Below are 21,431 nucleotides of genomic sequence, written 5' to 3' on the forward strand. Positions count from 1 at the left end.
CTAGAGGCCGCCGCTGAACAGCGTGTCCATCATGCGGATCGCACCTGGCCCGATGATGACGATGAAGAGCGCCGGAAAAATGCAGAGCAGCATCGGGAAGAGGATCTTGACGGTGACCTTCTGGGCCTTCTCCTCCGCCCTCTGGCGGCGCGTCAGCCGCATGACGCTCGTCTGCTCCCGAAGGACGGCGGCGATCGGCAGGCCGAGGCGGTCGGCCTGGACGATTGCGGAGACGAAGTTCTTGATGTCCGGCAGCGTCACTCGATCGCCCAGCGCCGCGAAGGCCTCGCCCCGGGACTTGCCGATCTGGATCTCCGAGATCACGCGCGCGAACTCCCCCGCAATGGGGCCCTCGGCGTTCTTGGCGACCCGCATGAGGGCCGAGTCGAAGCCCTGGCCCGCCTCGACGCAAATGGTGAGCATGTCGAGGGCCTCGGCCAACCCCTTAGCCACGACTTCCTGCCGCTTCAACGCTAGGTTGTAGATGAGGAGGTCCGGCAGATAGAAGAAGCCCGCGGCAAGCCCAACGGAGACGACGATGCCCGCGAGGGTGAGGCCGCCACCGTAGAGGAAACCGAGGACGGCGCCGATGATGAGCGCGGTCCCCTTGACACCCATGATCCGTTCCACGGTCCACGGGGAGGGATTACCGGCTCTGTCGAGACTCCTCGTGAGGCGCTCCGTGGTCCCACTCGGGGAAAGGGCCAGCGCCAGGGCCCGAGTGCGCTCGAAGAGGGGTGTGACGAGGCGGTCCTTCGTGGCAAGCTCGGTCTTGAGGGCCGTGCGCTGGCTCACCGACCCTTCAATTAGGGCCAGGGACTTCGCCACCCCGGTCGGGCCCCCCGAGGTCACACCGAGGGCGAGGCTGAGAGCCAGAGCGAAGATCCCCAGTGCCAGCAGGCCCACTCCGATGTACAAGGTGATCACGATCAGACCTCGATCCGCACGACTTTACGCATCCATACGATCCCAAGGCCCAACATGATGATGCCTCCCGCCAGCATCCCGAGGCCGATGCCGGTGGTCCACAGCAGGGACACATAGCCGTAGTTGACGCCCAGCATGTAGAAGAAGAGTCCAATGGGCAGGCCGATGAGAATGTACGAGGAGAGACGTCCCTCCGCGGACAGCGTTCGGACCTGACGGTAGAGGGCCTCGCGCTCACGCAACGTATGGGCCGTCGTCTCGAGGGTCTCGGCCAGGTTGCCGCCGACCTCGCGCTGGATACGGATGGCCATGACCGCCATGGACATGGCCTTGCTGCCCATCCGTTCGGTGACGTGGTCCAGCGCATCGGCGATATCGGTGCCGATGCGAGTCTCGGCAAGGGCACGCGAGACTTCCTTGGCCACCGGCTCTGCCCCGTCCCGGGACAGCGAGTCGAGAGCCTGGGGCAGGCCGAAGCCGCTCTTCAGTCCGGTCGAGACGAGGAGGAGAGACTGTGGCAGGACGCGTTCGAAGGCGGATGCCCTGCGGCTCGCCAGGATTCGCAGCGTCAGCTGGGGCAGCACCGCGCCCAGGATTGCGCCCAAGGGCAGGCCCAGGGCGGGCGTACCGGCGAGAATGGCACCGAGGGCCGCCCCGACCACGACGGCGATGACCGTGAGGACGAACCACTCGCCCGCCTTCAGCGGTAGGTCCGCCCTGTTGATGAGCTCAAGGGTGCGGGCGGTGGACTTGCGCCCCTTCATGGCGCGCTCGCCGAGGTCGACGAGCTGTTCGCTCAGGGGGGCGGGGTGTCCCTTGGTCTCCGATCGCGACATGACCGGGATCGGTGCGACGTAGGCTTCGATCGTCGCCAGCCGTCGCTCGCGCCGGGTCTGCAGCTTGGGCGTCAAGATGCCGAACGCCAGCAGGAAGATCGCGACTCCGAGGATGGAGCTGGCGATCCACGGCATCCGGGACGGGGCCATCGCGAGGTTCGACGGTGGTGACGCAACGCTGGGCGAGCCCCGAGGTGTCTGCGGCGTGGGAACTGCCGCGGCTGCTCCGAAGTCGACCTTCTGCGAGATGGAGAACGGCTGGCCCTGCACGGTGCCGCTCAGCCTGATCGCATGCGCACCACCCAGCGGCGCAGGCAGCTGGATCTGGAAGGCGGCCTGCGACTTGAGCGCTCGAGCCGCCGTCTGGAAGGCGGCCCCCACCGCCTCCGCATTGTCGGCCGCGATGACGGATCCGCCGCTTGCCCCTGCGAACTGGCTCAGAGCCGCACTTGCATCAGGGTCATTGGTCCGAAAGCGGACGACGTCGACGCGGATACCCGCCTTTCGCACGGCTTCCGTGGTCCTGCCGAGCTCCGCCTGACGGTTCTTGCTGACCGTGTCCCCGCCATCGCTCAGCAGCACGATGCTGCGGTCGCCCTCCGTGCCGAGTGCAGCGACGGCGTCCTGGACTGCCGCATAGAGGCTCGTGTCGCCGCGGGAGGCGAGCCCGTTCACGACGCGCTGGACGGCCGACCGGTTCTCAGTCGGTTTGAGGTCGACGCCCGCGGTGTCGGCGAACGTGACGACGCCGATGCGCACATCCGCTGGGGCCTCCTGCAGGTACGACTTGGTGGCTGCGCGCACGGTCGCCATTCCAGGGGCCCCCATGGATCCGCTCGTGTCGATGACCAACATGGCCGTGCGGTCGATGTGCGTGGCCTTGGTGATGGAGGCAGGCGTCGCCTTGCCATCTATCGCCGCGACGAAGGTTCCCTCGTCCACCTGCACGACGCCGGCGCTTCGGAACGTGAGGACTCCCTGGACCGTCGACCCGCTCGTCTTCACGTCGCTGATGGACACGATGGGAGCGCTGTCTGCCGAGGCCGCCGAGGCCGTGCCCAGGAGCAGGCCCGCGGAGGCGCCGACAGCCAGCAAGAGGCTGGGGAGCCTTCGTGTCACAGCCCCACCCGGGAGAAGAGGGTGAAGGGCAGCTCGACTCCCAGGTCGGCGAGCTCCTGAGTGAACTTCGGGCGAATTCCCGTGGGCACCAACTGTCCTCGGAACCGCCCACTCTCGTCCCGGCCCGCCGAGTAGTCGAAGGTGAAGATGTCCTGCAGGGTGACGACCTCGCCCTCCATGCCGACCACCTCGGTGATCGCCACGATCCTGCGGGAACCGTCCTTGAGCCGCGTCTGCTGGATGATGAGGTCGACCGCGCCGGCGACCTGTTCCCGAATGGCTCGCACGGGCAGGTCGACGCCGGCCATCAGCACCATGGTCTCGAGACGCGACAGGCTGTCTCGAGGCGTGTTGGCGTGGACCGTCGTGAGCGACCCGTCGTGACCGGTGTTCATCGCCTGCAGCATGTCGAGGGCAGCACCGTCGCGCACCTCACCCACCACGATGCGGTCAGGCCGCATACGGAGCGAGTTGCGGACCAGCTCGCGAATCGGGATCGCGCCCCTGCCCTCGATGTTTGACGGCCGGGACTCAAGCCGGAGCACGTGGTCCTGGCGCAGCTGAAGCTCGGCGGCATCCTCGATCGTGACGATGCGCTCGTCCTCTGGGATGAAGGAGCTGATCACGTTGAGGGTTGTCGTCTTTCCGGACCCGGTGCCGCCCGAGATGATGATGTTGCGGCGCCCCAGCACGCAGGCCTGGAGGAAGTCGCGAACCGCGACCGAGAACGTTCCAAAAGAAATGAGATCCCGGTCGGTGAACGGATCGGCGGAGAACTTACGGATCGTCAAGAGGGATCCGTCCAAGGCGATCGGCGGGACCACTGCGTTGACACGTGAGCCGTCGGGCAGGCGGGCATCCACGAGTGGACTGGACTCATCGACGCGCCTACCGACTCGACTCACGATCTTGTCAATCGTCCGACGCAGGTGGGCATCATCCGCGAACTGAGCGTCGACCGGATACAGCTTGCCCGAGCGCTCGATGTAGATGGAGTGCGGACCATTGACCATGATCTCGCTGACCTCGGTGTCACGCAGGTACGGCTCGAGCGGTCCGTGCCCCAGGATGTCGTCCGAGATGTCCTGCGAGATCTTGATCCGGTCGGCGTGCGACAGCGGAGTCTGTTCGGCATCGATGACTTGCTGCAGGGTCGCGCGAACCTGAGCGGCCAACTCCGACTCAGGCAGGTGCGGGTCATAGAGCCGCGGGCCGAGTGAGTCCATCAGCTCTTGGTGCACGCGTTCCTTGACGGCCGCAAAGGGGTCGACGGGGCGCTTGGCGGTGCCCTGGGAGCTGAGCGCCTGAGGCTCCCGCATCTGAACAGGCGACTGCCCGAAGGCGCCTTGGACCTGGCGGGCGCGGTCGAGTCGCTCGGCAAGGTTCGTCATCTCTTGCTCCTCAGCAGGGTGAAGCTGCGCTTAGCGCCGTTCTGGATCGTCTCTCCGAAGCGCTGGCGCACCTCGTGGTCCACGAAGTGGCGCATCGCGAGGGAAACCGCGCTGCGGGGCTCCTCGAGGACAAGGGGCACACCGCGGTTCACGGCGGCAGGAACGGACAGACTGAAGGGAACCTCTGCGACGACCGGCACCTTGAGGGCCGCCTCCACATCACTGGAGGCCAAGCCGACCTTGAGGTCCGCTCGGTTGAGCAGGACGGTCCGCGTCTCCTTGGGCGCCCCCAGGACGTCGAGTGTGTGCAGCGCAATGCGCAGGTTCTTCAGCGCAGGGATGTCCAGGGTGGCGACGAGGACCGTCAGGTCGCTCACATCGAAGGCGGCAAGGACATGCTCGGTGAAGGACGGCGGGGTGTCCACGACGACGTAGTCGTAGTGGTTCCGAGCCACTCGGAGCAGCTCCGTGATGACGTCGCCCCCGATCCGCTCCGCGTCGCCGGGGTCCGAGGGCGCCGCCAGGACGTCCAGTCCACTTGGCTCGTGGCGCGTGACGACCGACTTGAGCCCTTCCAGGTCGATATTGCCTGACATGGCGACGACGTCCATGACGGACCCCGTGGGGACGAGCTGCAGGCTGATCGCGACATCCCCGAACATGAGGTCGAGGTCGACGAGGAGGGTGCGCGCGCCCGTTGACGACAGGTAAGCCGACATATTCGTGGCGAGGGTCGTCTTGCCCACCCCGCCCTTGGCAGAGAACACCGTGACGACCTTGCCCGTAGCCGCCGCGGCCATCGTCGTTCCACCGAGTTGGGCGGTCAGGGCCTCGCTGCGTCTGACCGCATCGGCCAAGGCAGCCTGGTCATCTGCTTGCACGACTTCTCGTATGCCGCTCCGCAACGCCTGGGCGAGGACTCCCACTTCGAGCCGGTGGCGCAGGAGGATCACTCCTACCTCCGGATGCGAGACCCGCAGTTGCTCCGCCAGCTCACAGGCAGCGGCGAGTGCCACGTCGGGCCCAATGACGACGAGGTGCTCCCCGCCCTCCTCGATGCTGCGGCCGACCGCGTGACCGTGCCCGAGGACTTCGACGCTGCCACCGAGAGCGAACCGATAGCTCTCGGTCGTCGTCGGGTCAAGATCCCAGAGAATGGTCACGCTACTGCACCTCCTTCAGCAGGGCCTTGGGGTCGAACTTGAAGAGCGTGGCGTCGTTCGCCTGCGTGTTGGCGTCCATCTTCACGTCGGGACCGCGCAACCCGGCATAGAGGGTGTAGTTGTTGATGCCGTGGACGAGACGCACCGCGTCGTCGGGTGACACCGCGACCGTGACGAGGAAGCCCGGCGTCTTCGCCTGATCCTTCGAGTCCTGGTTAGGGGCGGCGAGAGGGGTGTCGCCCATGGCGATGACTTGGACATCGGGCAGGAGGGGTGACGTGCCGGTGAGGGCGAGGTCGTTCAACGCCTTCACCTCCGGATCCGTTCCGACTGCCTTGATGGTGTGCGTGGCCAAGATCGCGATGTGCGAGCCGGGGGTGACGAACTTGCCGACGCGAGCCGGGTCAGAGAGCTGCAGGGACACGGCCAGCATGCCGGGCGGAACCTCGATCGCCTTTTCCCCGACCGGCGTGTTTCCGAAACGGGCCGACATGAGGAACTCACCGGGCTGGATGTCCGAGAGCGCCAGCAGGGTGTTGTTCTCGGGATTGATGTCCTGAAGGGCGCCCTTGGGAAGTGCTTGCGCCGCAACGTGGGTCTCGGCGATCAGCTGGGTGCGTTGGGCATCCTTGAGGGTCGTTCCGACCGGGATCAGCTTTTCGGCGACATAGACCTTGACCGGCTGCTGACTCGCAATGGCGCGAGCGTCCGCACTTCGCACGTAGTTGATGACGAGGGCAGTCCCGAGCAACGCAAGCAGCACGGCCGACAGGATCACGATCAAGCGTCGGTTCATCTTCATGCTCTCTCTCGTTCAGCCTGCCGGAACAATGGCGTACGAGCCGTAGTCGCTCGATCCATCAGGGGGGAGGATCGCATCCGCTTCCAGCTCGCCCTTGACGAACCAGCCGGAGATGCAGCTCTCGCTGTTGGTGCAGGGATAGCCCTGAGGACTCGTATTTGTCGCCGCGATGTAGCTGGGCGACCGCACGCCCGGGAACGAGTATCCGGAGATGTAGAACCTGGCCCAACCTGCGACATGGTAGTTGTACGTGCCCCCACTGCCGCTTCCGTCGCAGACATCGTTACCGGGCAGTGGGCCGTTGTACGTCGTGTTCAGCTTGTAGAGGCAATCGAATACGGGAATCGAAACGACGGTGCCCCTCAGGTTGGCAAGGACGGTTTTGCAGTCGCTTGCGATGTTCTCTCCATTGTCGCCCACCAGCCATCCGCCGGTTGACACCGTGGCTTGGCACCCCGGAGCCTGCACATCGCCGAACCCGCCAGGTCCGTCTCTTCCATCTTTGGTGCAGGGCGCCGACTTGTCGGAGTTGGCCAAGTAGATGACCTGGTCATAGTTGGCCGATGGCCAAGGCGGCTGGTCGGCGCCTCCATACCCTGGCCTCCCGACGGGCTTGTCCCCATACACGTTCCCGGTCGTAGCCATGAACTCCTGCCATTCGCACATGGAGAACGTGACGGGAACCGTACTGGAGTAGCTCTTCGGAGAGCCCCATGCTGCTCGCGCACAGGTGCGGTACGTGTCGCCAGTCGAGGCTCCCGACAGCGCCTTGCCGAAGATGTTCGGCAGGATGGTGGTCGAGTCCTTCTCGAGGGTGTGTGGTCGCGTCTCGACATACGGAAAGTCGGCCGTGAGCCAGTCAGGAGCCGGCGGGCAATTCGAGATGTCCACATATTCACCGGCTGGACAGTTCACGCCCGGGAGCGGGACGTCTAAAGTCCCGTGGAAGCAAGCTGGATCCCACGATCCTCCACCGTAGCTACCTCCGCTTAGGTCAGCACTGCCGTCCTGAGCATTCCGTCCCGCCAACTCCTGCAGCTTGTTCACCGAAGGGTCGGCACTGCACCTGACGGAGCCGTCGGCGCAGAAGCTCGCCAGCGCAGCAGCCGCTGCGTCAGCCCCGTTCTGTAGTTGGCTACGCTCGGAGGTGATACGACCGACGTCGACACTCACCGCCAAGGCTGCGATGACGATGAAGGCGGTGAAGATCGCCGTGACCACCGCGACCGCGCCACGTTCACGGGTCCGATGGCCCGAAAATTTGAACTGGCCTCGCCTAGTCATCCTCCGCATTTCATGACCGCCTTACCTGACAGCGATGTGGGGAGTGCACCGCCGGCGCCGAACATATTCATGACGGGCTTGAGCATGATCCAGTCGAACGTCGGAACGGCCGCGACGACCGTCGCATACACGGCCGTGGTCGACGTGCTGGGGCAGGCGATCACCTGAATCGCCAACGGACTGACACCAGGCGCGGCCGTGCTGGCGCGGACCGATGGCCCTGGTGTCGAAGTAGTGAATATGGCAGCGCGGGCGCCCTCACGGGCCGCGTTGGTGAGGACCACCTGGGTGAAGAGGGCTCGTCCGAAGTCGACAACGCCAGCAATCACGAGCAGGAAGAGGGGCAGAACCAACGCGAACTCGACCGCCGAAGCGCCGCGATCGGTGCGTCGCCGAACAAGCATCATTCCCATCCCTCCCCCAAAGTCAAGCGGCCCCCACCGCCTATATGAATGGTGGCTCCCGGAAGGAGAGGCTCCGAGGAGCCTCGCTCCCGAGAGCCACCAGCGCGGCGGTCAGATCGATGTCGCAACCGTGTTGAAGAGGTTGCTGAGGTTGCCGCCCAGAAGGGTCACGGCCACGATGATGACGATGGCGATGAGGGCAACCATGAGCCCGTACTCAACGGCGGTGGCGCCCTTCTCGGCGCGGATGGTCTGGAGCTTGGCAGCAAGCTTGGTCATCTGAATTTCCTCCCATTGCGGTGGGCCACCCCGTGTGTCCCGAGGCAACCGTATGTGCTCTAATGCTACTTTGTCCTGAAAAAGTGAAGCGTACCGGCTAGAGGCCGTTCGCCATAGACGCGAAGATGGTTTCAAGAGGCGGCCCGATGAGCGCCACGGCTGCCGCGATGACGGCGGCAATGAGAGACGCCATGATGGCGTACTCCACCGCCGTCGCCCCCGAGTCGTGCCTCCGCCGGCCTCGAAGAGTCCAGTCTTGGATCCAGTGCCACCCCATGAGATCCACCTCCCGAGCGAAACGGTAGGGCATCTCTGCTCGACGGGGGACAGAATTGACAAAACCCCCGAAAGTCGTGTTGCCCGCCTTCGACCCACCCTCGGGAGGCAGCCGAACCAGTTGTGCGGTAGGAGCGGATCACTTGCCGCGAAATGGCACTATCCGGGCAGGCCCCATGGCAGGCTCTGGGCCGTGAGGGGATCATCCAAGGCGATCGACGGCACCGCCCAGATCGCACGCGGTGCCATGAGTCAGGAGCGGTCCCGTCGGCACCGCTTGAGGGCGACGATCGCACGCAGCGCCCGTTCCCGGAGCTTCCGTTGGTGGTTCCCGGTGGCGGCTTTCGGCCTCATCCGGGCCTTCGATGCCCTGATCATCATCCTTGCCTCGCACGACCAAATGGCCCTGACGAGCGGGAGCAATCCGGGCATGTTTGTCTATCAAGATCTGCCACCGGACCCCGGATACTTTGGTGTCATCATCAACTGGGATGGACAGTGGTACGAGTACATCGCGGCGGAGGGCTATCCAGGCGCAGGAGCCGCCGGGACGGCAACCGGCTCGAATCCGGATCCCTATTGGGCCTGGGCCTTCCCACCCCTTTTCCCCATGGCGGTCCGTGCCGTCATGCTGATGTCAGGGCTCTCGATGCCCGTTGCCGCGACAGCCCTGAACCTCCTGTTCGGGGCCGCGGCCATGATCGTGTTCTACCGACTCGTGGAGCGAACGGGTGGCGTCGCGCTTGGAGTCAGTGCAGTCCTGCTCACGTCGTGCTTCATCGGAGCCCCGATCCTGCAGATGGCCTACAGCGAATCCTTGGCCCTCCTCCTGCTCGTATCGACCCTGTGGGCCATCGAAGGGCGCCACTACCTCTCAGCAGCAAGCCTGACCGCCCTCCTTGCCTTCACCCGCCTCATCACGGTGCCCCTGACGGTCGTCTGTGCTCTGCTGTTCGCGTCGATCGCTTGGCGCCGAGGGGCGCGGCTCTCCCGACGGGACGCCCTCGGTCTGGCCGCAGTCGGAGTGATTGGGATCGTCGGCATCTGGCTCTGGTCCGGGATGGCAGCCCACCTCCAGTCGACTTCGGCAGCCGCCTCAAAGCGCACCTCCTCCGGTTCGATGCTGAACTTGGGTTGGTTCGGCCACTCTGTACGCGACGGCAACTGGCCCTTCGCTGTCACCCTCGCGATCCTGGTGCTCATCCTCTTCGCCATCTCTCGGAACCGCTGGACCGATGACTGGCCACACACCCTTCGAAGCTGGTTGTGGGTCTATCCGACCTTCCTGTTGGCTGCCACCGGCATGTCGGGTGGGATTCTGCGCTACCTGGCCCTGTGCCCGAGCGTCGCCCTCCTGCCGGCAGCGAGTCGAGGCATCTTCACACCCCGCAACCGGGTCCTCGTCGTCACCGCGGCTTGTGTGCTGGGCCTCGCCCTGCAGGTCTACTACATCGACAAGTTCCTCGTCGTCTCGCCCGGCACCTTCATGCCCTGAGGGGTCTCCGACTCCTGGCTCACCGCGGACTGCTGTAGACGACGTATGGGCCGCTCTGCGCCTCCAACCGGTAGCGGGCCCCGATCCACGCTGGAGGCTGTTGCCCCGCAGGCAACACGACGACCTGCGGCGCGTGCTCTCTCGTCGTGGCGAATCGAGCTGGGTCGGCCAGAAAGTCGAGGTAGGCCGCCTGTCTGCCCTGCGGCAGGGCGTCGATGGGGTTCGCTGCCCAGAGGCGGACACCAGCCACCGCCAGCGACTCCGCCAATGGAGACGGGGCGAGCGTGGGACGGTCGCTGCCCGCCTGGGCCGCGAGCCGTTCCGCGCGATCGGCAGCTGCGGCCACGGCACCGGCTCGCTGTGCGACGCCGGGTAGCGCCCCTCCGAGCGCGACGACGATCACGAGTGTGCCAAGGAGAGCCCCTGGCGCGGGTCGAGGGACTCGCACGCGTCTTCGGGCCAGCCGGTCGAGGTGACGAGCTGCGTGCGGCACCAGCAGCATCAACAGCCAGACGCCGTGCCGGGATGTCTGCCCGGTGGCGACGAGCAGGCCGACCACGGCCACGTACTCCCAGACCGGCAGCCGGCCCACGAGGGCGAGGGCGAGCAGCACCAGCCCAGCAAAGACCAACGCGATGTCGAGAGCGGACCCCAGGCTGAGGGGCGCCCACAACCCCTCTCCTCGCTTGGCCGCCGCGTTGTTGAGCACGTCCCAGTAGTAGACGTGGGTTCGCAGGCCACCGGGAGTGACCCAGAGCGAGACGCCCATCGCCAGACCCACGGCCATCGCGGTTCGCGGGTCCCGTCGTGCACGGGAGAAGAGGAGGTGACAACCCGCGACAGCAACGCCCATCAGCACCCCACCGTGCAGGTTCCCCCACACGAGGGTGATGGCGGGCACGAGCCAGATGAGTTTGCTCGGCCTCATTTGCTCGCGCCGCAGCAGAAGCAGGAGTGCGGCAAAGCACGGCAACGAGAGGGTCTGTGCGCGCACCACTCCGAGGCTGGAGAGGGACCCAACCACGAAGAGGAAGAGCACTACGGCGACGGCCCCATCCGCGGCGCCCAGCCTGCTGGCAGTGATCGCCAGAAGCACGAGGGTCACGACGACGAGGAGCAGTTGAAGGGTCACCAAGCCCCATGCTCCGAGAGCATTTGCTCCTGCCATCACCAGTTCTCCGAGCACCGGAACATTGACCCAGTGGGTGGTGTCTGCGTCGAGAAACGGGACGCCGACCGGAATAGCCCTATGAGCCGCGATGTCGTTCCCGAGCGCCACGAGCCACATCGTGTCGGAGCCGACCGTGACGCCATACGACAGGAGCGCAACCACGAGTCCAATGACCGAGAGGGTCATCACCTGGGCCGCGACGCCTCCTCGTGAAGTTGCCACTCGATCCACACTCCGCAGGTCGTGGTCCTCGCACCCAGGCTTCCGGACGCCGCCTCGGACGGTATCCCACGAGTGAGCACGCTGCAGGGGAACACCCCATTCAGCAGGTGCAGCTCCGCCAGAGGCGCGCCCCGTGCTGCGCCCTGGCTGGCCTTCACGCTTGGCAGGATGTCGGCGAGTCAACGACCGTGGTCACAGCCACTCTCCGCCATTCCTCTGCCCGGTATATCCGCTTCTGAGAGACTGACCGGCATGGACACCGCCCAACGGGTGGCGCTCGTCGTAGAGGATGACGCCGACATTCGCGAACTGCTGACCCACTCACTCGCGATGCAAGGCTTCTCGGTTCACTCGACATCTTCGGGCCACCGCGCCCTCGAGATTGTCAGGCAGCGGGCGCCGGACCTCGTGACCCTCGACCTTGGGCTGCCCGACCTCGATGGCGTTGAGGTGTGCCGCCGGATCCGCCAGGAGTCCGATGCCTACGTGGTCATGATCAGTGCCCGCGTCGACGAGGTCGACCGGCTCGTAGGGCTCGAGATCGGCGCCGACGACTACCTGACGAAACCCTTCAGCCCGCGCGAGCTCACCGCACGAGTCAACGCGATGTTCCGTCGCCCGCGAGCCCCGCAGGGATGGATGGAGCAGCCGACAGCGGCCGACGCCGATGCCCCAACGACCGCCCCGGCTTCCGTCTCACCGCCCGAGTCACACGCGCCCATTGACGGGGCCGATATCGTCCTCGGTCGGATCAGCGTCGACACCGACAGCCGGACAGCGTCTATCGACGACGACGAGGTCGAGCTGACGCGGACGGAGTTCGACCTCCTCGCCACGATGATCGCCAAGCCGCGTCGGGTCTGGGGTCGCGACGTGCTGCTGCGCACGATCTGGGGGGACGGCTGGACCGACGACGAACACCTCGTCGAGGTCCACGTCGGAAACCTTCGCCGCAAGCTGTCCAGGGCCGCCAAGCCGACTGCGCCGCTCCCCTTCATCCGAACCGTTCGCGGCGTCGGCTATCGGATGGAGGACCCGGCCCAGCTCGACGGCCAGCGAGCGACGTGCTCACCGGCGCCGCCGGCCTCCTAGAGCAAGTCGCCGTGCGCGGATCTGCAGACCGCCGCCTTTCCCCGATTCGAGACTAGGTGTCGCCTCGACGACATCGACCCTGGTCTCGTCGTTGCCCACGGGTGGTGGCGGCGGCCCGTCGAATCCCCTCACCGACTCGGCCTCGAGGAAGTGCTCGGTCCAACCGGCTTCGTCGCGATAGCGGAGCAAGCCGTCGCCGACATAGAACCATCCAGCTTTGTCGTTCATCAATCCACCCCTTGTTGAACAATCCCCGCTACCGACTCTATCGAGGGTCGACATCCGACCCTCCGAGAAACGCCTTTGACGCCAGCCGAATTCGGCCACTTTGTGGGCGCAATGTCCCGCTATGTCGTACTTGCCGCATATGCGCGTGCCCCAAGGTGCCAAGTTTGGAAGGGTGTCGCGCCCCACCTCGCCACACCCTTCCAATTCTGATGACCAGGTCCCCCGACCCAGCCGGTCAGCGCCCCCTCCCCGTCGGCCTCCCCAGGCCAAACCCGGTGACGAGCGTGTCCGTCGCCGCCCGCCGCAGCGCCTCGAGCCGCTTGACTCCCCGGGAGCCGCCCTCCCCCCGGAGCCCACCGTTCCGAAGCCCCCGCTCCACTCGCTCCGCACAGCCCGAGACCGCGGCCGCTCCCACGGTCGCCGAGGTCACCTTGAGCGTCAGCGCCGTCTCGAGCGCCGCATCAACGTCCCCTGCCTCACACGCCGTGCAGAGCCGGCTCACCCGCTCCTCGAGCAGCTCCAGATAGATCCGGCCGATCCGCTGAGCCACGCCAAGGCTCCCCAACTCCTCGGCCAACCGTTCGAGGACGGTGGGGTCGATGGCCCCCCAGTCATGCGACTGACCCATCGACCTCGCCTCCCCCCGGCATTCCCCCCGCTCCCGCGTCGCCAGCGGTTCCGCTGACAGGAGTGACTCTGCCGAACGGATCTCAAGGCTTCCGTGCGATATCTGCAAGAAGGCTGCAAGATCGCGGCTGCCCACTCAGCGGGTTGGCTGCTCCGGGGCAGCCCCGGTGAATACAGTGCCGGTATGCCGGAGTTGTCGGTCCTGCTCGGCACTGCTCTCGCGGGGGTGGTGGCGGGCGCCGCCATGCAGTCCCAGCTCGTGCACCTGCGCTACCGGCTCGAGGACGAGCACCACCTGCCGAAGCGCTCGGCCGTGTGGATCATCCCGGTCACCGGTGTCCTCACCATGCTTCTCTGGGCGATCCTCGCGCCGGGTTTCCCGCCGTTCATCCCGGCCACCTATGTCGTCGCCGGCTGGGTCATGGTCGCGCTGGCCTTCATCGACCTCGACGTCCACCGCCTGCCCGACAAGATCCAGCTGCCCGCCTACCCGGTCCTCGCCGCGCTCCTTGCCGTGTGCAGCCACCTCACCGGCGACTGGGGTGCACTGCTGCGGGCGGGCATCTGCGGGGCAGCCCTCTGGCTCTTCTACTTCCTGCTCATCTTCGTGCTTCCCGCCGGGTCGATCGGGTTCGGCGACGTCAAGCTCGCCGGCCTGCTCGGCATGCTGCTCGGCTGGCTGACCTGGTCGCACATCATCATCGCCACGATGGCGACCTTCCTCATCGGCGGCGTCGTCGCGGCCGCATTGCTCGTCACTCGACGCAAGGGTCGCAAGGACGAGTTCGCCTACGGTCCCTCGATGCTGCTCGGAGCCGTCGTCGCCATCGCCTCTCCACTCTTCCTTCGTAGCCTGCTCTGACGCGGTCGGGCAGACCACCCGTAGACTGGACGGCGGTGTGCCGGGAAGTCTGGTCGGCGTGACCTGACGCCTACCCATTGAGGACTCCGTCGTATGCCGCCCACTCCCTCCCCGTCGAAGCCCTCCCTCCCGCGCCGCATCCTCTCCCGCGGGAGCTGGCCCGAGGTCCGCTACGTGCAGGACCTGCTCCGCACCGAGACGGTCGGCGGCGCCGTCCTGCTCATCGCCGCCCTTGTGGCCCTCGTCTGGGCCAACTCCCCGTGGCGCGACGCCTACACCGGGCTCCGCGACACGACCTTCGGGCCCGGCGGACTGCACCTGGACCTCAGCATCGGCGCCTGGGCCGCCGACGGACTGCTCGCCATCTTCTTCCTCGTGGCCGGCATCGAGCTGAAGCGCGAGTTCGTCGCCGGCGACCTCGCCGACCGGCGCAAGGCCGCCCTCCCGATCGCCGCCGCGGCCTGCGGCGTCATCCTGCCGGCCGCGCTGTTCGTGATCACCGCGATGTTCACCTCAGGCGCGAGCGGGAGCGAGCTCAGCGGCATACTCCATGGGTGGGCGATCCCCACCGCGACGGACATCGCATTCGCGCTCGCCGTACTCGCGGTCATCGGCACGCACCTGCCGAGCGCGCTGCGGGCCTTCCTGCTCACCCTCGCCGTCGTCGACGACCTCATCGCGATCACCATCATCGCCGTCTTCTACACGCAGGAGCTGCACCTGCTGTGGCTCGCCCTCGCCGTCGTGCCGCTCGTGGTGTGGCACGTCCTGCTGCGGCGCCGGTTCACGAACCCGGTCGTGCTCGCCGTCATCGCGCTCGTCACGTGGGGCCTCGTCCACGCGTCCGGCATCCACGCCACCGTCGCCGGCGTGCTGCTCGGGCTGCTCGTGCCCGTCGCGCGGTGGGCCGAGGACGACCCGGAGTACCGGTCGATCGCCGAGCGGATGCAGCACCGGCTCCAGCCGTTCTCGGCCGGGGTGGCGGTGCCGGTGTTCGCGTTCTTCGCAGCCGGCGTGACCGTCGTCGGCGGCGGCTTCGGGGAGGCGCTGCGCGACCCGGCCGCCATCGGCGTCGTCGTCGGTCTCGTGGCCGGCAAGGCCGTCGGCATCTTCGGCGGGACGTGGGCGTTCACCCGGTTCACGCGGGCCGAGCTCGACCCGTCGCTCAGCTGGACCGACGTGTTCGGCCTCTCGGTGCTCGGCGGGGTCGGGTTCACTGTCGCGCTGCTCGTCGCCGAGCTGTCGTATGGCGCTGGGTCGGCGCAGACGGACCACGTGAAGTTCGCGGTCCTCGTCGGGAGCGTCCTCGCCGCCGTTCTCGCGACGGTCGTGCTCCGGCGGCGGAACCGGCACTACGCCAGGATCCAGGCCGAGGAGCAGGCCGACTACGACGGCGACGGGGTGCCGGACGCCTACCAGCAGGACGAGCGCCGCGACATGTGAACCTAACCCCCGATTCGATGTATTGGCGCGGCGTATCGGGCTCGGAAATACATCGACTCGGAGGCGGGACGAGGGCCGCTGTCCACAACGTCGGTGACTCCTCGACGGTTGTCCTCAGGTCGGACGTCGGGCGCTGCCGACGGATCGGCTCGTCGACAGACTCGACCGATGGATGGACACCGACGGCGTGCTGTCGCGGCAAACCTGGCCGAGCCCCATGATGGCGTGGTCTCCCGGGCCGAGCTCGCGGCGCATGGCGTGACGCGCCACGACGTCGCCACAGAGGTTGCCAGTGGCCGTTGGCGACGCGCCGGCCGCCAGACAGTCGCCGTCCACACGGGGCCGGTCACCGAGTTGGCCCGCCGCTGGCAAGCGATCTGGGAGACCGGTGTGGACATTGCTGCCGTCGACGGTGTGTCGGCCCTGCACCATGCGGGCCTCACCGGCTATGTCGATGGCCGCGTTCACATCTCGGCGGTGCACAACCACAACACCAGCCGGCTCGAGGGCGCCGTCATCCACAAGGTGATCCGGCGAGTCACCGGAGAGCTCGTGGGCGCCGGTCTCCCACGGGCACGCCCAGAGGTCGCTGCTATCCGGGCGGCGCACTGGGCGGTCTCCGATCGACAGGCGGCGCTCATCCTGCTGATGACCGTCCAGCAGCGACTCACGACACCGCGGCGCCTTGCCGCAGCACAACGGCTCGTTCGAGGCAGGACCCGCCGAGCCTTCATTCGGGCGGTCGTGCGAGACATCGCGTTCGGCGTCCAGAGCCTCGGCGAGCTCGACTTCGCCCGGCTCTGTCGCGAGCGCGGCCTCCCCGAGCCGAGCCGTCAGGTGGTCCGAGAGACTGCCGGAGGTCGGATCTACCTCGACGTCGGGTGGGAGGAATACGCCTTGGCCGTCGAGATCGACGGGGCCCAGCACCAGGAGAAGCTGGCCGTGATGGAAGACAACCTGCGCCAGAACGACGTGGTGCTCGAGGGCGACCGAGTGCTCCGCATCAACATCATCGGCCTCCGGCTCGAGACCGACCGCTTCCTCGATCAGGTCGTCCGAGGGCTCACGGACGAGATCGTTGCCGCCTGAGCCTCTCCGTCCCACGCGCCCCCTCTCGCGGTCGATGTATCACCGCGGCGTATGCGCCTCGCAGATACATCGACCCGGCGTGGGGGGGTGAGGAGGCAGGGCGGCCGTGGGGGCGACACGCGGGAGAAAGCCGGACGTTTCGGGGCGCGCCGGTGCAGCGGTGTCAGGACGGGGTAGACGATGGCTCTCTCCTTCCCCCTCCACGGGAGGTCCGTATGTACCTCGTCGGCATGGACGTCATCGCCGCAATCATCACCGGAGTCGTCTGGCTCTCCGCCGGGATGCTGGCGTGTCTCGGCCTGACCCGTTTCTCCTCCCGTCGGCGCCACTGACCCGACCCCCTCCGGACCGAGCCGTCGAAGCGGGCCCAAGCCCAGCGGCATACGGCCTTAGTGTCAGCCGGCCCGCTGCTCGGAGAGCAGGTCGAGGGCGATGTCGACGATCATGTCCTCCTGCCCTCCGACCAGCTTGCGACGGCCCACCTCGAGCAGGATCGTGCGCACGTCGAGGCCGTACTCGCGCGAGGCGCGCTCGGCGTGCCGAAGGAAGCTCGAGTAGACGCCGGCATAGCCGAGTGTCAGCGTCTCGCGGTCCACGCGCACCGGGCGGTCCTGCAGCGGGCGGACCAAGTCGTCGGCCGCGTCCTGCAGTGCGAAGAGGTCACAGCGGTGCTTCCACTCCTGCAGGTTGGCCACCGCGATGAAGGCCTCGATCGGGCAGTTCCCGGCCCCTGCCCCGTGTCCGGCGAGCGAGGCGTCGACCCGACGCACGCCCTCCTCGACCGCGACGACGGAGTTGGCCACGGAGAGCGAGAGGTTCTCGTGGGCGTGGATGCCGATCTGCGTCCCCTCGTCGAGGACGTCGCGGTAGGCGCGGATCCGGTCGCGGACACCGTCCATCGTGAGCCGGCCGCCCGAGTCGGTGACATAGACGCAGTGCGCGCCATACGTCTCCATCAGCTTCGCCTGCGCCGCGAGCTCCTTCGCGGGGGCCATGTGGCTCATCATGAGGAAGCCGGAGACGTCCATCCCGAGCTCGCGGGCGGTGCTGATGTGCTGGGCCGCCACGTCGGCCTCGGTGCAGTGCGTGGCCACGCGGACGGAGCGGACACCGAGCCGATAGGCGTGCTCGAGCTCGGCGATCGTGCCGATGCCGGGCAGGAGCAGCGTCGTCAGCGTCGCTCGCTCGATGACGCTGGCGGCCGCCTCGATCCACTCCCAGTCGGTGTTGGACCCCGGGCCGTAGTTGAGCGACCCGCCGGCGAGCCCGTCGCCGTGCGCGACCTCGATCGCGTCGACGCCTGCTGCGTCGAGCGCGGCGACGATCGTGGCGACGTCCTCCGGCCGGATCCGGTGCCGGACCGCGTGCATGCCGTCGCGGAGCGTGACGTCCTGGACGTAGAGGTCGACCGGGGCGGTGGCATCCTGCATCGGGGTGGTCCTCACGGGAGTCGCGTGGGTGGTGGCGGTCATCGGGAGACCCCGGCGGTCGTGGCGCCGAGCCGGGTGGCGATCGCCTCCGCGGTGCGCAGGGCTGCCGACGTCATGATGTCGAGGTTGCCGGCGTAGGCGGGCAGGTAGTGGGCGGCCCCTTCGACCTCGAGGAAGACCGACACCTTCGTCGTGACCTCCGCCGCGCCGTCGGCGAGAAGCGTGTGGACCGGCTCGTCGGGCGCAACCGCCGTGAACTGCACGTCCTGCTTGAGCCGGTAGCCCGGCACGTACTCCGCGACCGTCTCGACCATCTGGGCGACCGAGGCACGGATCGCGTCGTGGTCAGCGTCGCCGACGAGCGCGAAGACGGTGTCGCGCATGACCAGCGGGGGCTCGGCCGGGTTGAGGACGATGATCGCCTTGCCGCGGCGCGCCCCGCCCACGCTCTTGATCGCAGCCGACGTCGTCTCGGTGAACTCGTCGATGTTGGCCCGCGTCCCGGGCCCGGCCGACTTGGACGCGATGGACGCGACGATCTCGGCGTAGGCGACGGGTGTCACCCTCGAGATGGCGTGGACGACCGGGATCGTCGCCTGGCCGCCGCACGTGACCATGTTGAGGTTGTCCGCGCCCTCGTCGAGGTGCACGTCGAGGTTGACGGGCGGCACGACATACGGCCCGATCGCCGCCGGCGTGAGGTCGACGAGCTTCTTTCCGTATGGCGCGAGCTTGGCCGCGTTGGCCACGTGGGCCTTCGCTGAGGTGGCGTCGAAGACGATCGCGATCTCGTCGAAGCCGTCCATGGCGATCAGCCCGTCGACGCCCTGGTCGGTCGTCGGCACCTTGAGCCTTCGCGCCCGGGCGAGGCCGTCGGAGTCGGGGTCGATGCCGACCATCGCCGCCATCTCGAGGGTCTCCGAGAGCCGGAGCACCTTCATCATGAGGTCGGTCCCGATGTTGCCGGAGCCGATCACGGCCACCTTGGTCCTGCTCATCATCACTCCTCGTTCGCGAAGGTCACGGCCACCGTGCCGAGGCCGGAGATCTCGGCGCGCACGACGTCGCCCGGCAGGGCCGGCACCATCGGGCCGAGCGCGCCGGAGAGGACGACCTGCCCGGACCGGAGGGGGTCGCCGTGGTTGCGGGCCGTCCGGGCCAGCCAGAGCAGGGCGGTCAGCGGGTCGCCGAGGCACGCCGCGCCCGTGCCCTCGGACACGAGCTCGTCGTTGCGATAGAGCCGCATCGGCGTGTCCGCGGGCTCGACCTCCGCGAGCTTGCGGCGCTGGCCCCCGAGGACGAAGAGCCCGCTCGAGGCGTTGTCGGCGACGGTGTCGGTGATCCGGATGTCCCAGCCCTCCACCCGGCTGTCGACGACCTCGATGGCAGCCACCTCGTGGTCGACCGCCGCCCGCACGATGGCTGGGCCGCGGTCCGGGTCGTCGAGGTCAGGATCGTCGAGGTCGGCACCCAGGACGAAGGCGATCTCGGCCTCGACCTTCGGCTGGATGAGGCGCCCCGACGGGACGACTCCGGCACCGCCCTCGCTGCCGGTCGTGACGTCCATGTCGTCGAAGAGGACGCCGAAGTCCGGCTGGTCGACGCCCAGCTGCTGCTGCACGGCGGGGGACGTCAGGCCGATCTTGTGCCCGACGACCCGCGCGCCCGCGGCCAGGCGGCCCCGCGTCAGCTGCTGCTGCACGGCATAGGCGACGGAGACGTCGTCGGTGCCGATCAGGTCCCGGACGGGGGCGCAGGGCACGCCGCTCTCCGCTGCGGCGGTGAGCCGCTCGACCGCGGCGGTGACGAGGTCGGAGGCCGTTGTCTGCGTGTCTGGCATGGACGACCCGCTCACGCGCTCTCGTCGATCTGCATGACGACGGCCTTGGGCTCGGTGAAGAACTCGCGGCTGTAGGAGCCCCCCTCACGCCCGACTCCCGAGTCGCCCACCCCGCCGAAGGGCGCTCGCAGGTCGCGGATGAAGAAGCAGTTGACCCAGACGGTGCCCACGTCGAGCTTCGCTGCGACCCGGTGGGCGCGGGAGAGATTCTCACTGAAGAGCATCGCGTTGAGGCCGAACGGCGAGTCGTTGACGAGGCCGATGACCTCCGCCTCCGTGTCGAACGGCGACACGGTGACGATGGGGCCGAAGATCTCCTCGCACTGGTGTCGGGCGTCCTCGGGCATGCCGGTCACGACGGTCGGGTGGATGAAGAGCCCGTCACCGACGGAGCCCGTGACCGCCGTGCCGCCCTCCTGCTCGATGGTGTCGAAGTAGCGCCGGACCTTCTCGTAGTGGGTCTGCGAGGACAGCGGTCCGATCTGGGTGGCGGGCTGCTTCGGGTCACCGACCACCATCGCCTCTGCCGCGGCGACGAACCGCTCGAGGAACGCGTCGAGGATCGACCGGTGGACGTAGAGCCTCGAGCCGGCGAGACACACCTGGCCGGAGTTGGTGAAGATCGCGCGGATCGACCACGCCACGGCCTTGTCGAGGTCGGCGTCCTCGAAGACGACGTTTGCGCCCTTGCCGCCCAGCTCGAGGCTGACCGGGGTGAGGTTGGCGGCCGCGGCGGCCGAGATGATCCGTCCGGTCGTGGACTCGCCGGTGAAGGTGATCCGGTCGACGTCCGGATGCCGGGTCAGCGCCTCCCCGACCGAGTCGGGTCCGTAGCCGTGCACGACGTTGAAGACGCCCGGCGGGATGCCGGCCTCGAGGGCGAGCCGGGCGAGGATCGTGGCCGAGGTGGGAGAGTCCTCTGCCGGCTTGAGGACGACGGTGTTGCCCCAGGCGAGGGCGGGCGCGACCTTCCAGCTCTCCAGCATCATCGGGAAGTTCCACGGCGCGATCGCGGCGACGACGCCCGCCGGCTCGTACCTGGTGTAGGCGTGATGCCCGGTGTCCATGGGCAGGGCCTCGGCAGGCGTAAGCAGCGCATGGTCGGCGAAGAACCTGAAGTTGTCGGCCGTGCGGGGCACGTCGTTGCCGCGGCTCTGCGTGATCGGCTTGCCCATGTCGCGGGTGTCCGCCAGGGCAAGCTCGTCCCCGTGCTCGAGGATCAGCTCGCAGAACCGGTTGATGATCCGGCGCCGCTCCGCTCGGCCCATCCGCGGCCACGGGCCCTCGTCGAAGGCTCGGCGGGCGGCCGCAACCGCCCGGTCGACCTCGGCAGTACCTCCGAGCGGCAACTCGGCCCAGGCCTCCCCGGTGTAGGGGTCGATGGACGTGAAGGTCTGGCCGGACTCGGAGAAGATCTCCTCGCCGTCGATGACATGTCCGAATGACTCCAC

21 protein-coding genes are annotated in these 21,431 nt (G+C 67.6%); 5 read left to right on the forward strand and 16 right to left on the reverse strand.

Going from position 1 to position 21,431, the window contains the following annotated elements:
* The 9 genes from N864_RS01880 to N864_RS26210 all read right to left on the reverse strand — a co-directional run bounded on the left by N864_RS01880 (position 1) and on the right by N864_RS26210 (position 8,515).
* Positions 1–927: a type II secretion system F family protein gene (locus tag N864_RS01880; protein WP_081793279.1), complete on the reverse strand. Its 927-nt coding sequence runs from the start codon at positions 925–927 to the stop codon at positions 1–3.
* A gap of 2 nt (positions 928–929) precedes the next feature.
* Positions 930–2,783 carry a type II secretion system F family protein gene (locus tag N864_RS01885; RefSeq protein ID WP_240474168.1) on the reverse strand — a complete coding sequence of 618 codons (1,854 nt, stop codon included), beginning with the start codon at positions 2,781–2,783 and terminating at the stop codon, positions 930–932.
* A 95-nt stretch (positions 2,784–2,878) separates the two neighbouring features.
* Entirely contained in the window at positions 2,879–4,201 is a 1,323-nt protein-coding gene (locus N864_RS01890; protein WP_420805197.1) for a TadA family conjugal transfer-associated ATPase, read from the reverse strand.
* 68 nt (positions 4,202–4,269) lie between these two features.
* Positions 4,270–5,436 carry a CpaE/TadZ family protein gene (locus tag N864_RS01895; protein WP_034712778.1) on the reverse strand — a complete coding sequence of 389 codons (1,167 nt, stop codon included), beginning with the start codon at positions 5,434–5,436 and terminating at the stop codon, positions 4,270–4,272.
* Between the two features lies 1 nt (position 5,437).
* Positions 5,438–6,238: a Flp pilus assembly protein CpaB gene (gene cpaB / locus N864_RS01900; protein ID WP_240474169.1), complete on the reverse strand. Its 801-nt coding sequence runs from the start codon at positions 6,236–6,238 to the stop codon at positions 5,438–5,440.
* Positions 6,239–6,250: 12 nt separating this feature from the next.
* A complete protein-coding gene (locus N864_RS23965) occupies positions 6,251–7,459 on the reverse strand; it encodes a Tad domain-containing protein (RefSeq protein ID WP_162164487.1) in 1,209 nt (402 codons plus the stop codon).
* A gap of 59 nt (positions 7,460–7,518) precedes the next feature.
* Positions 7,519–7,929 carry a TadE/TadG family type IV pilus assembly protein gene (locus N864_RS23970; RefSeq protein ID WP_162164488.1) on the reverse strand — a complete coding sequence of 137 codons (411 nt, stop codon included), beginning with the start codon at positions 7,927–7,929 and terminating at the stop codon, positions 7,519–7,521.
* A 108-nt stretch (positions 7,930–8,037) separates the two neighbouring features.
* Positions 8,038–8,205: a Flp family type IVb pilin gene (locus tag N864_RS01905; protein WP_034712781.1), complete on the reverse strand. Its 168-nt coding sequence runs from the start codon at positions 8,203–8,205 to the stop codon at positions 8,038–8,040.
* Positions 8,206–8,302: 97 nt separating this feature from the next.
* Complete coding sequence (locus N864_RS26210; protein ID WP_034712784.1) at positions 8,303–8,515, reverse strand: Flp family type IVb pilin; 213 nt, start codon at positions 8,513–8,515, stop codon at positions 8,303–8,305.
* Between the two features lie 159 nt (positions 8,516–8,674).
* On the opposite strand from N864_RS26210, the gene N864_RS23360 reads away from it, so the two are divergent.
* Positions 8,675–9,976, forward strand: coding sequence for a hypothetical protein (locus N864_RS23360; RefSeq protein ID WP_155892777.1), 1,302 nt, complete (start codon positions 8,675–8,677; stop codon positions 9,974–9,976).
* Positions 9,977–9,995: 19 nt separating this feature from the next.
* Here N864_RS23360 and N864_RS01920 read toward each other — a convergent pair whose 3' ends face one another.
* Complete coding sequence (locus tag N864_RS01920) at positions 9,996–11,369, reverse strand: hypothetical protein (RefSeq protein WP_155892778.1); 1,374 nt, start codon at positions 11,367–11,369, stop codon at positions 9,996–9,998.
* A gap of 252 nt (positions 11,370–11,621) precedes the next feature.
* Here N864_RS01920 and N864_RS01925 point away from each other — a divergent pair, with 252 nt between their 5' ends.
* The gene (locus N864_RS01925; protein ID WP_051518067.1) at positions 11,622–12,461 is read left to right on the forward strand and encodes a response regulator transcription factor; all 840 of its coding nucleotides are present in this window, start codon (positions 11,622–11,624) and stop codon (positions 12,459–12,461) included.
* On the opposite strand, the gene N864_RS24485 is transcribed toward N864_RS01925, so the two are convergent.
* Positions 12,438–12,689: a hypothetical protein gene (locus N864_RS24485; RefSeq protein WP_155892779.1), complete on the reverse strand. Its 252-nt coding sequence runs from the start codon at positions 12,687–12,689 to the stop codon at positions 12,438–12,440. The two genes, N864_RS01925 and N864_RS24485, sit on opposite strands and share 24 nt — an antisense overlap.
* A gap of 235 nt (positions 12,690–12,924) precedes the next feature.
* Positions 12,925–13,317, reverse strand: a complete 393-nt coding sequence (locus N864_RS23365; RefSeq protein WP_155892780.1) for an Hpt domain-containing protein — start codon at positions 13,315–13,317, stop codon at positions 12,925–12,927.
* A 183-nt stretch (positions 13,318–13,500) separates the two neighbouring features.
* Between N864_RS23365 and N864_RS01935 the strand changes: the two genes are divergently transcribed.
* The 3 genes from N864_RS01935 to N864_RS01945 all read left to right on the forward strand — a co-directional run bounded on the left by N864_RS01935 (position 13,501) and on the right by N864_RS01945 (position 16,710).
* On the forward strand, positions 13,501–14,178 hold the full coding sequence (locus N864_RS01935; protein ID WP_034712790.1) for a prepilin peptidase: 678 nt from the start codon (positions 13,501–13,503) through the stop codon (positions 14,176–14,178).
* A 93-nt stretch (positions 14,179–14,271) separates the two neighbouring features.
* Positions 14,272–15,621 (forward strand): Na+/H+ antiporter NhaA, encoded by a 1,350-nt coding sequence (gene nhaA / locus N864_RS01940; RefSeq protein ID WP_081793282.1) that lies wholly within the window; start codon positions 14,272–14,274, stop codon positions 15,619–15,621.
* Between the two features lie 168 nt (positions 15,622–15,789).
* On the forward strand, positions 15,790–16,710 hold the full coding sequence (locus N864_RS01945; RefSeq protein ID WP_034712793.1) for a PDDEXK family nuclease: 921 nt from the start codon (positions 15,790–15,792) through the stop codon (positions 16,708–16,710).
* Positions 16,711–17,105: 395 nt separating this feature from the next.
* On the opposite strand, the gene dmpG is transcribed toward N864_RS01945, so the two are convergent.
* From dmpG to N864_RS01965, 4 genes are read right to left on the reverse strand one after another with little or no spacing between them, the layout of a single operon-like run.
* A complete protein-coding gene (gene dmpG, locus N864_RS01950; protein ID WP_034712796.1) occupies positions 17,106–18,140 on the reverse strand; it encodes a 4-hydroxy-2-oxovalerate aldolase in 1,035 nt (344 codons plus the stop codon).
* A gap of 38 nt (positions 18,141–18,178) precedes the next feature.
* Positions 18,179–19,138 carry an acetaldehyde dehydrogenase (acetylating) gene (locus N864_RS01955; RefSeq protein WP_034712848.1) on the reverse strand — a complete coding sequence of 320 codons (960 nt, stop codon included), beginning with the start codon at positions 19,136–19,138 and terminating at the stop codon, positions 18,179–18,181.
* Between the two features lie 2 nt (positions 19,139–19,140).
* Entirely contained in the window at positions 19,141–19,980 is an 840-nt protein-coding gene (locus N864_RS01960; RefSeq protein WP_034712849.1) for a 2-keto-4-pentenoate hydratase, read from the reverse strand.
* Between the two features lie 11 nt (positions 19,981–19,991).
* Complete coding sequence (locus N864_RS01965) at positions 19,992–21,431, reverse strand: aldehyde dehydrogenase (protein ID WP_034712798.1); 1,440 nt, start codon at positions 21,429–21,431, stop codon at positions 19,992–19,994.

The sequence above is a fragment of the Intrasporangium chromatireducens Q5-1 genome (assembly GCF_000576575.1).
Lineage (GTDB): Bacteria > Actinomycetota > Actinomycetes > Actinomycetales > Dermatophilaceae > Intrasporangium_A > Intrasporangium_A chromatireducens.

What these genes read in the sequence shown, in the direction of transcription:
- N864_RS26210 (WP_034712784.1), bottom strand. Translation starts at nt 8,515, where the DNA reads ATGCCCTACCGTTTCGCTCGGGAGGTGGATCTCATGGGGTGGCACTGG.
- cpaB (WP_240474169.1), bottom strand. Translation starts at nt 6,238, where the DNA reads ATGAAGATGAACCGACGCTTGATCGTGATCCTGTCGGCCGTGCTGCTT.
- N864_RS01955 (WP_034712848.1), bottom strand. Translation starts at nt 19,138, where the DNA reads ATGAGCAGGACCAAGGTGGCCGTGATCGGCTCCGGCAACATCGGGACC.
- N864_RS01960 (WP_034712849.1), bottom strand. Translation starts at nt 19,980, where the DNA reads ATGCCAGACACGCAGACAACGGCCTCCGACCTCGTCACCGCCGCGGTC.
- N864_RS24485 (WP_155892779.1), bottom strand. Translation starts at nt 12,689, where the DNA reads ATGAACGACAAAGCTGGATGGTTCTATGTCGGCGACGGCTTGCTCCGC.
- N864_RS23970 (WP_162164488.1), bottom strand. Translation starts at nt 7,929, where the DNA reads ATGATGCTTGTTCGGCGACGCACCGATCGCGGCGCTTCGGCGGTCGAG.
- N864_RS01935 (WP_034712790.1), top strand. Translation starts at nt 13,501, where the DNA reads ATGCCGGAGTTGTCGGTCCTGCTCGGCACTGCTCTCGCGGGGGTGGTG.
- nhaA (WP_081793282.1), top strand. Translation starts at nt 14,272, where the DNA reads ATGCCGCCCACTCCCTCCCCGTCGAAGCCCTCCCTCCCGCGCCGCATC.
- dmpG (WP_034712796.1), bottom strand. Translation starts at nt 18,140, where the DNA reads ATGCAGGATGCCACCGCCCCGGTCGACCTCTACGTCCAGGACGTCACG.
- N864_RS01890 (WP_420805197.1), bottom strand. Translation starts at nt 4,201, where the DNA reads ATGCGGGAGCCTCAGGCGCTCAGCTCCCAGGGCACCGCCAAGCGCCCC.
- N864_RS01945 (WP_034712793.1), top strand. Translation starts at nt 15,790, where the DNA reads ATGGATGGACACCGACGGCGTGCTGTCGCGGCAAACCTGGCCGAGCCC.
- N864_RS01905 (WP_034712781.1), bottom strand. Translation starts at nt 8,205, where the DNA reads ATGACCAAGCTTGCTGCCAAGCTCCAGACCATCCGCGCCGAGAAGGGC.
- N864_RS23365 (WP_155892780.1), bottom strand. Translation starts at nt 13,317, where the DNA reads ATGGGTCAGTCGCATGACTGGGGGGCCATCGACCCCACCGTCCTCGAA.
- N864_RS01925 (WP_051518067.1), top strand. Translation starts at nt 11,622, where the DNA reads ATGGACACCGCCCAACGGGTGGCGCTCGTCGTAGAGGATGACGCCGAC.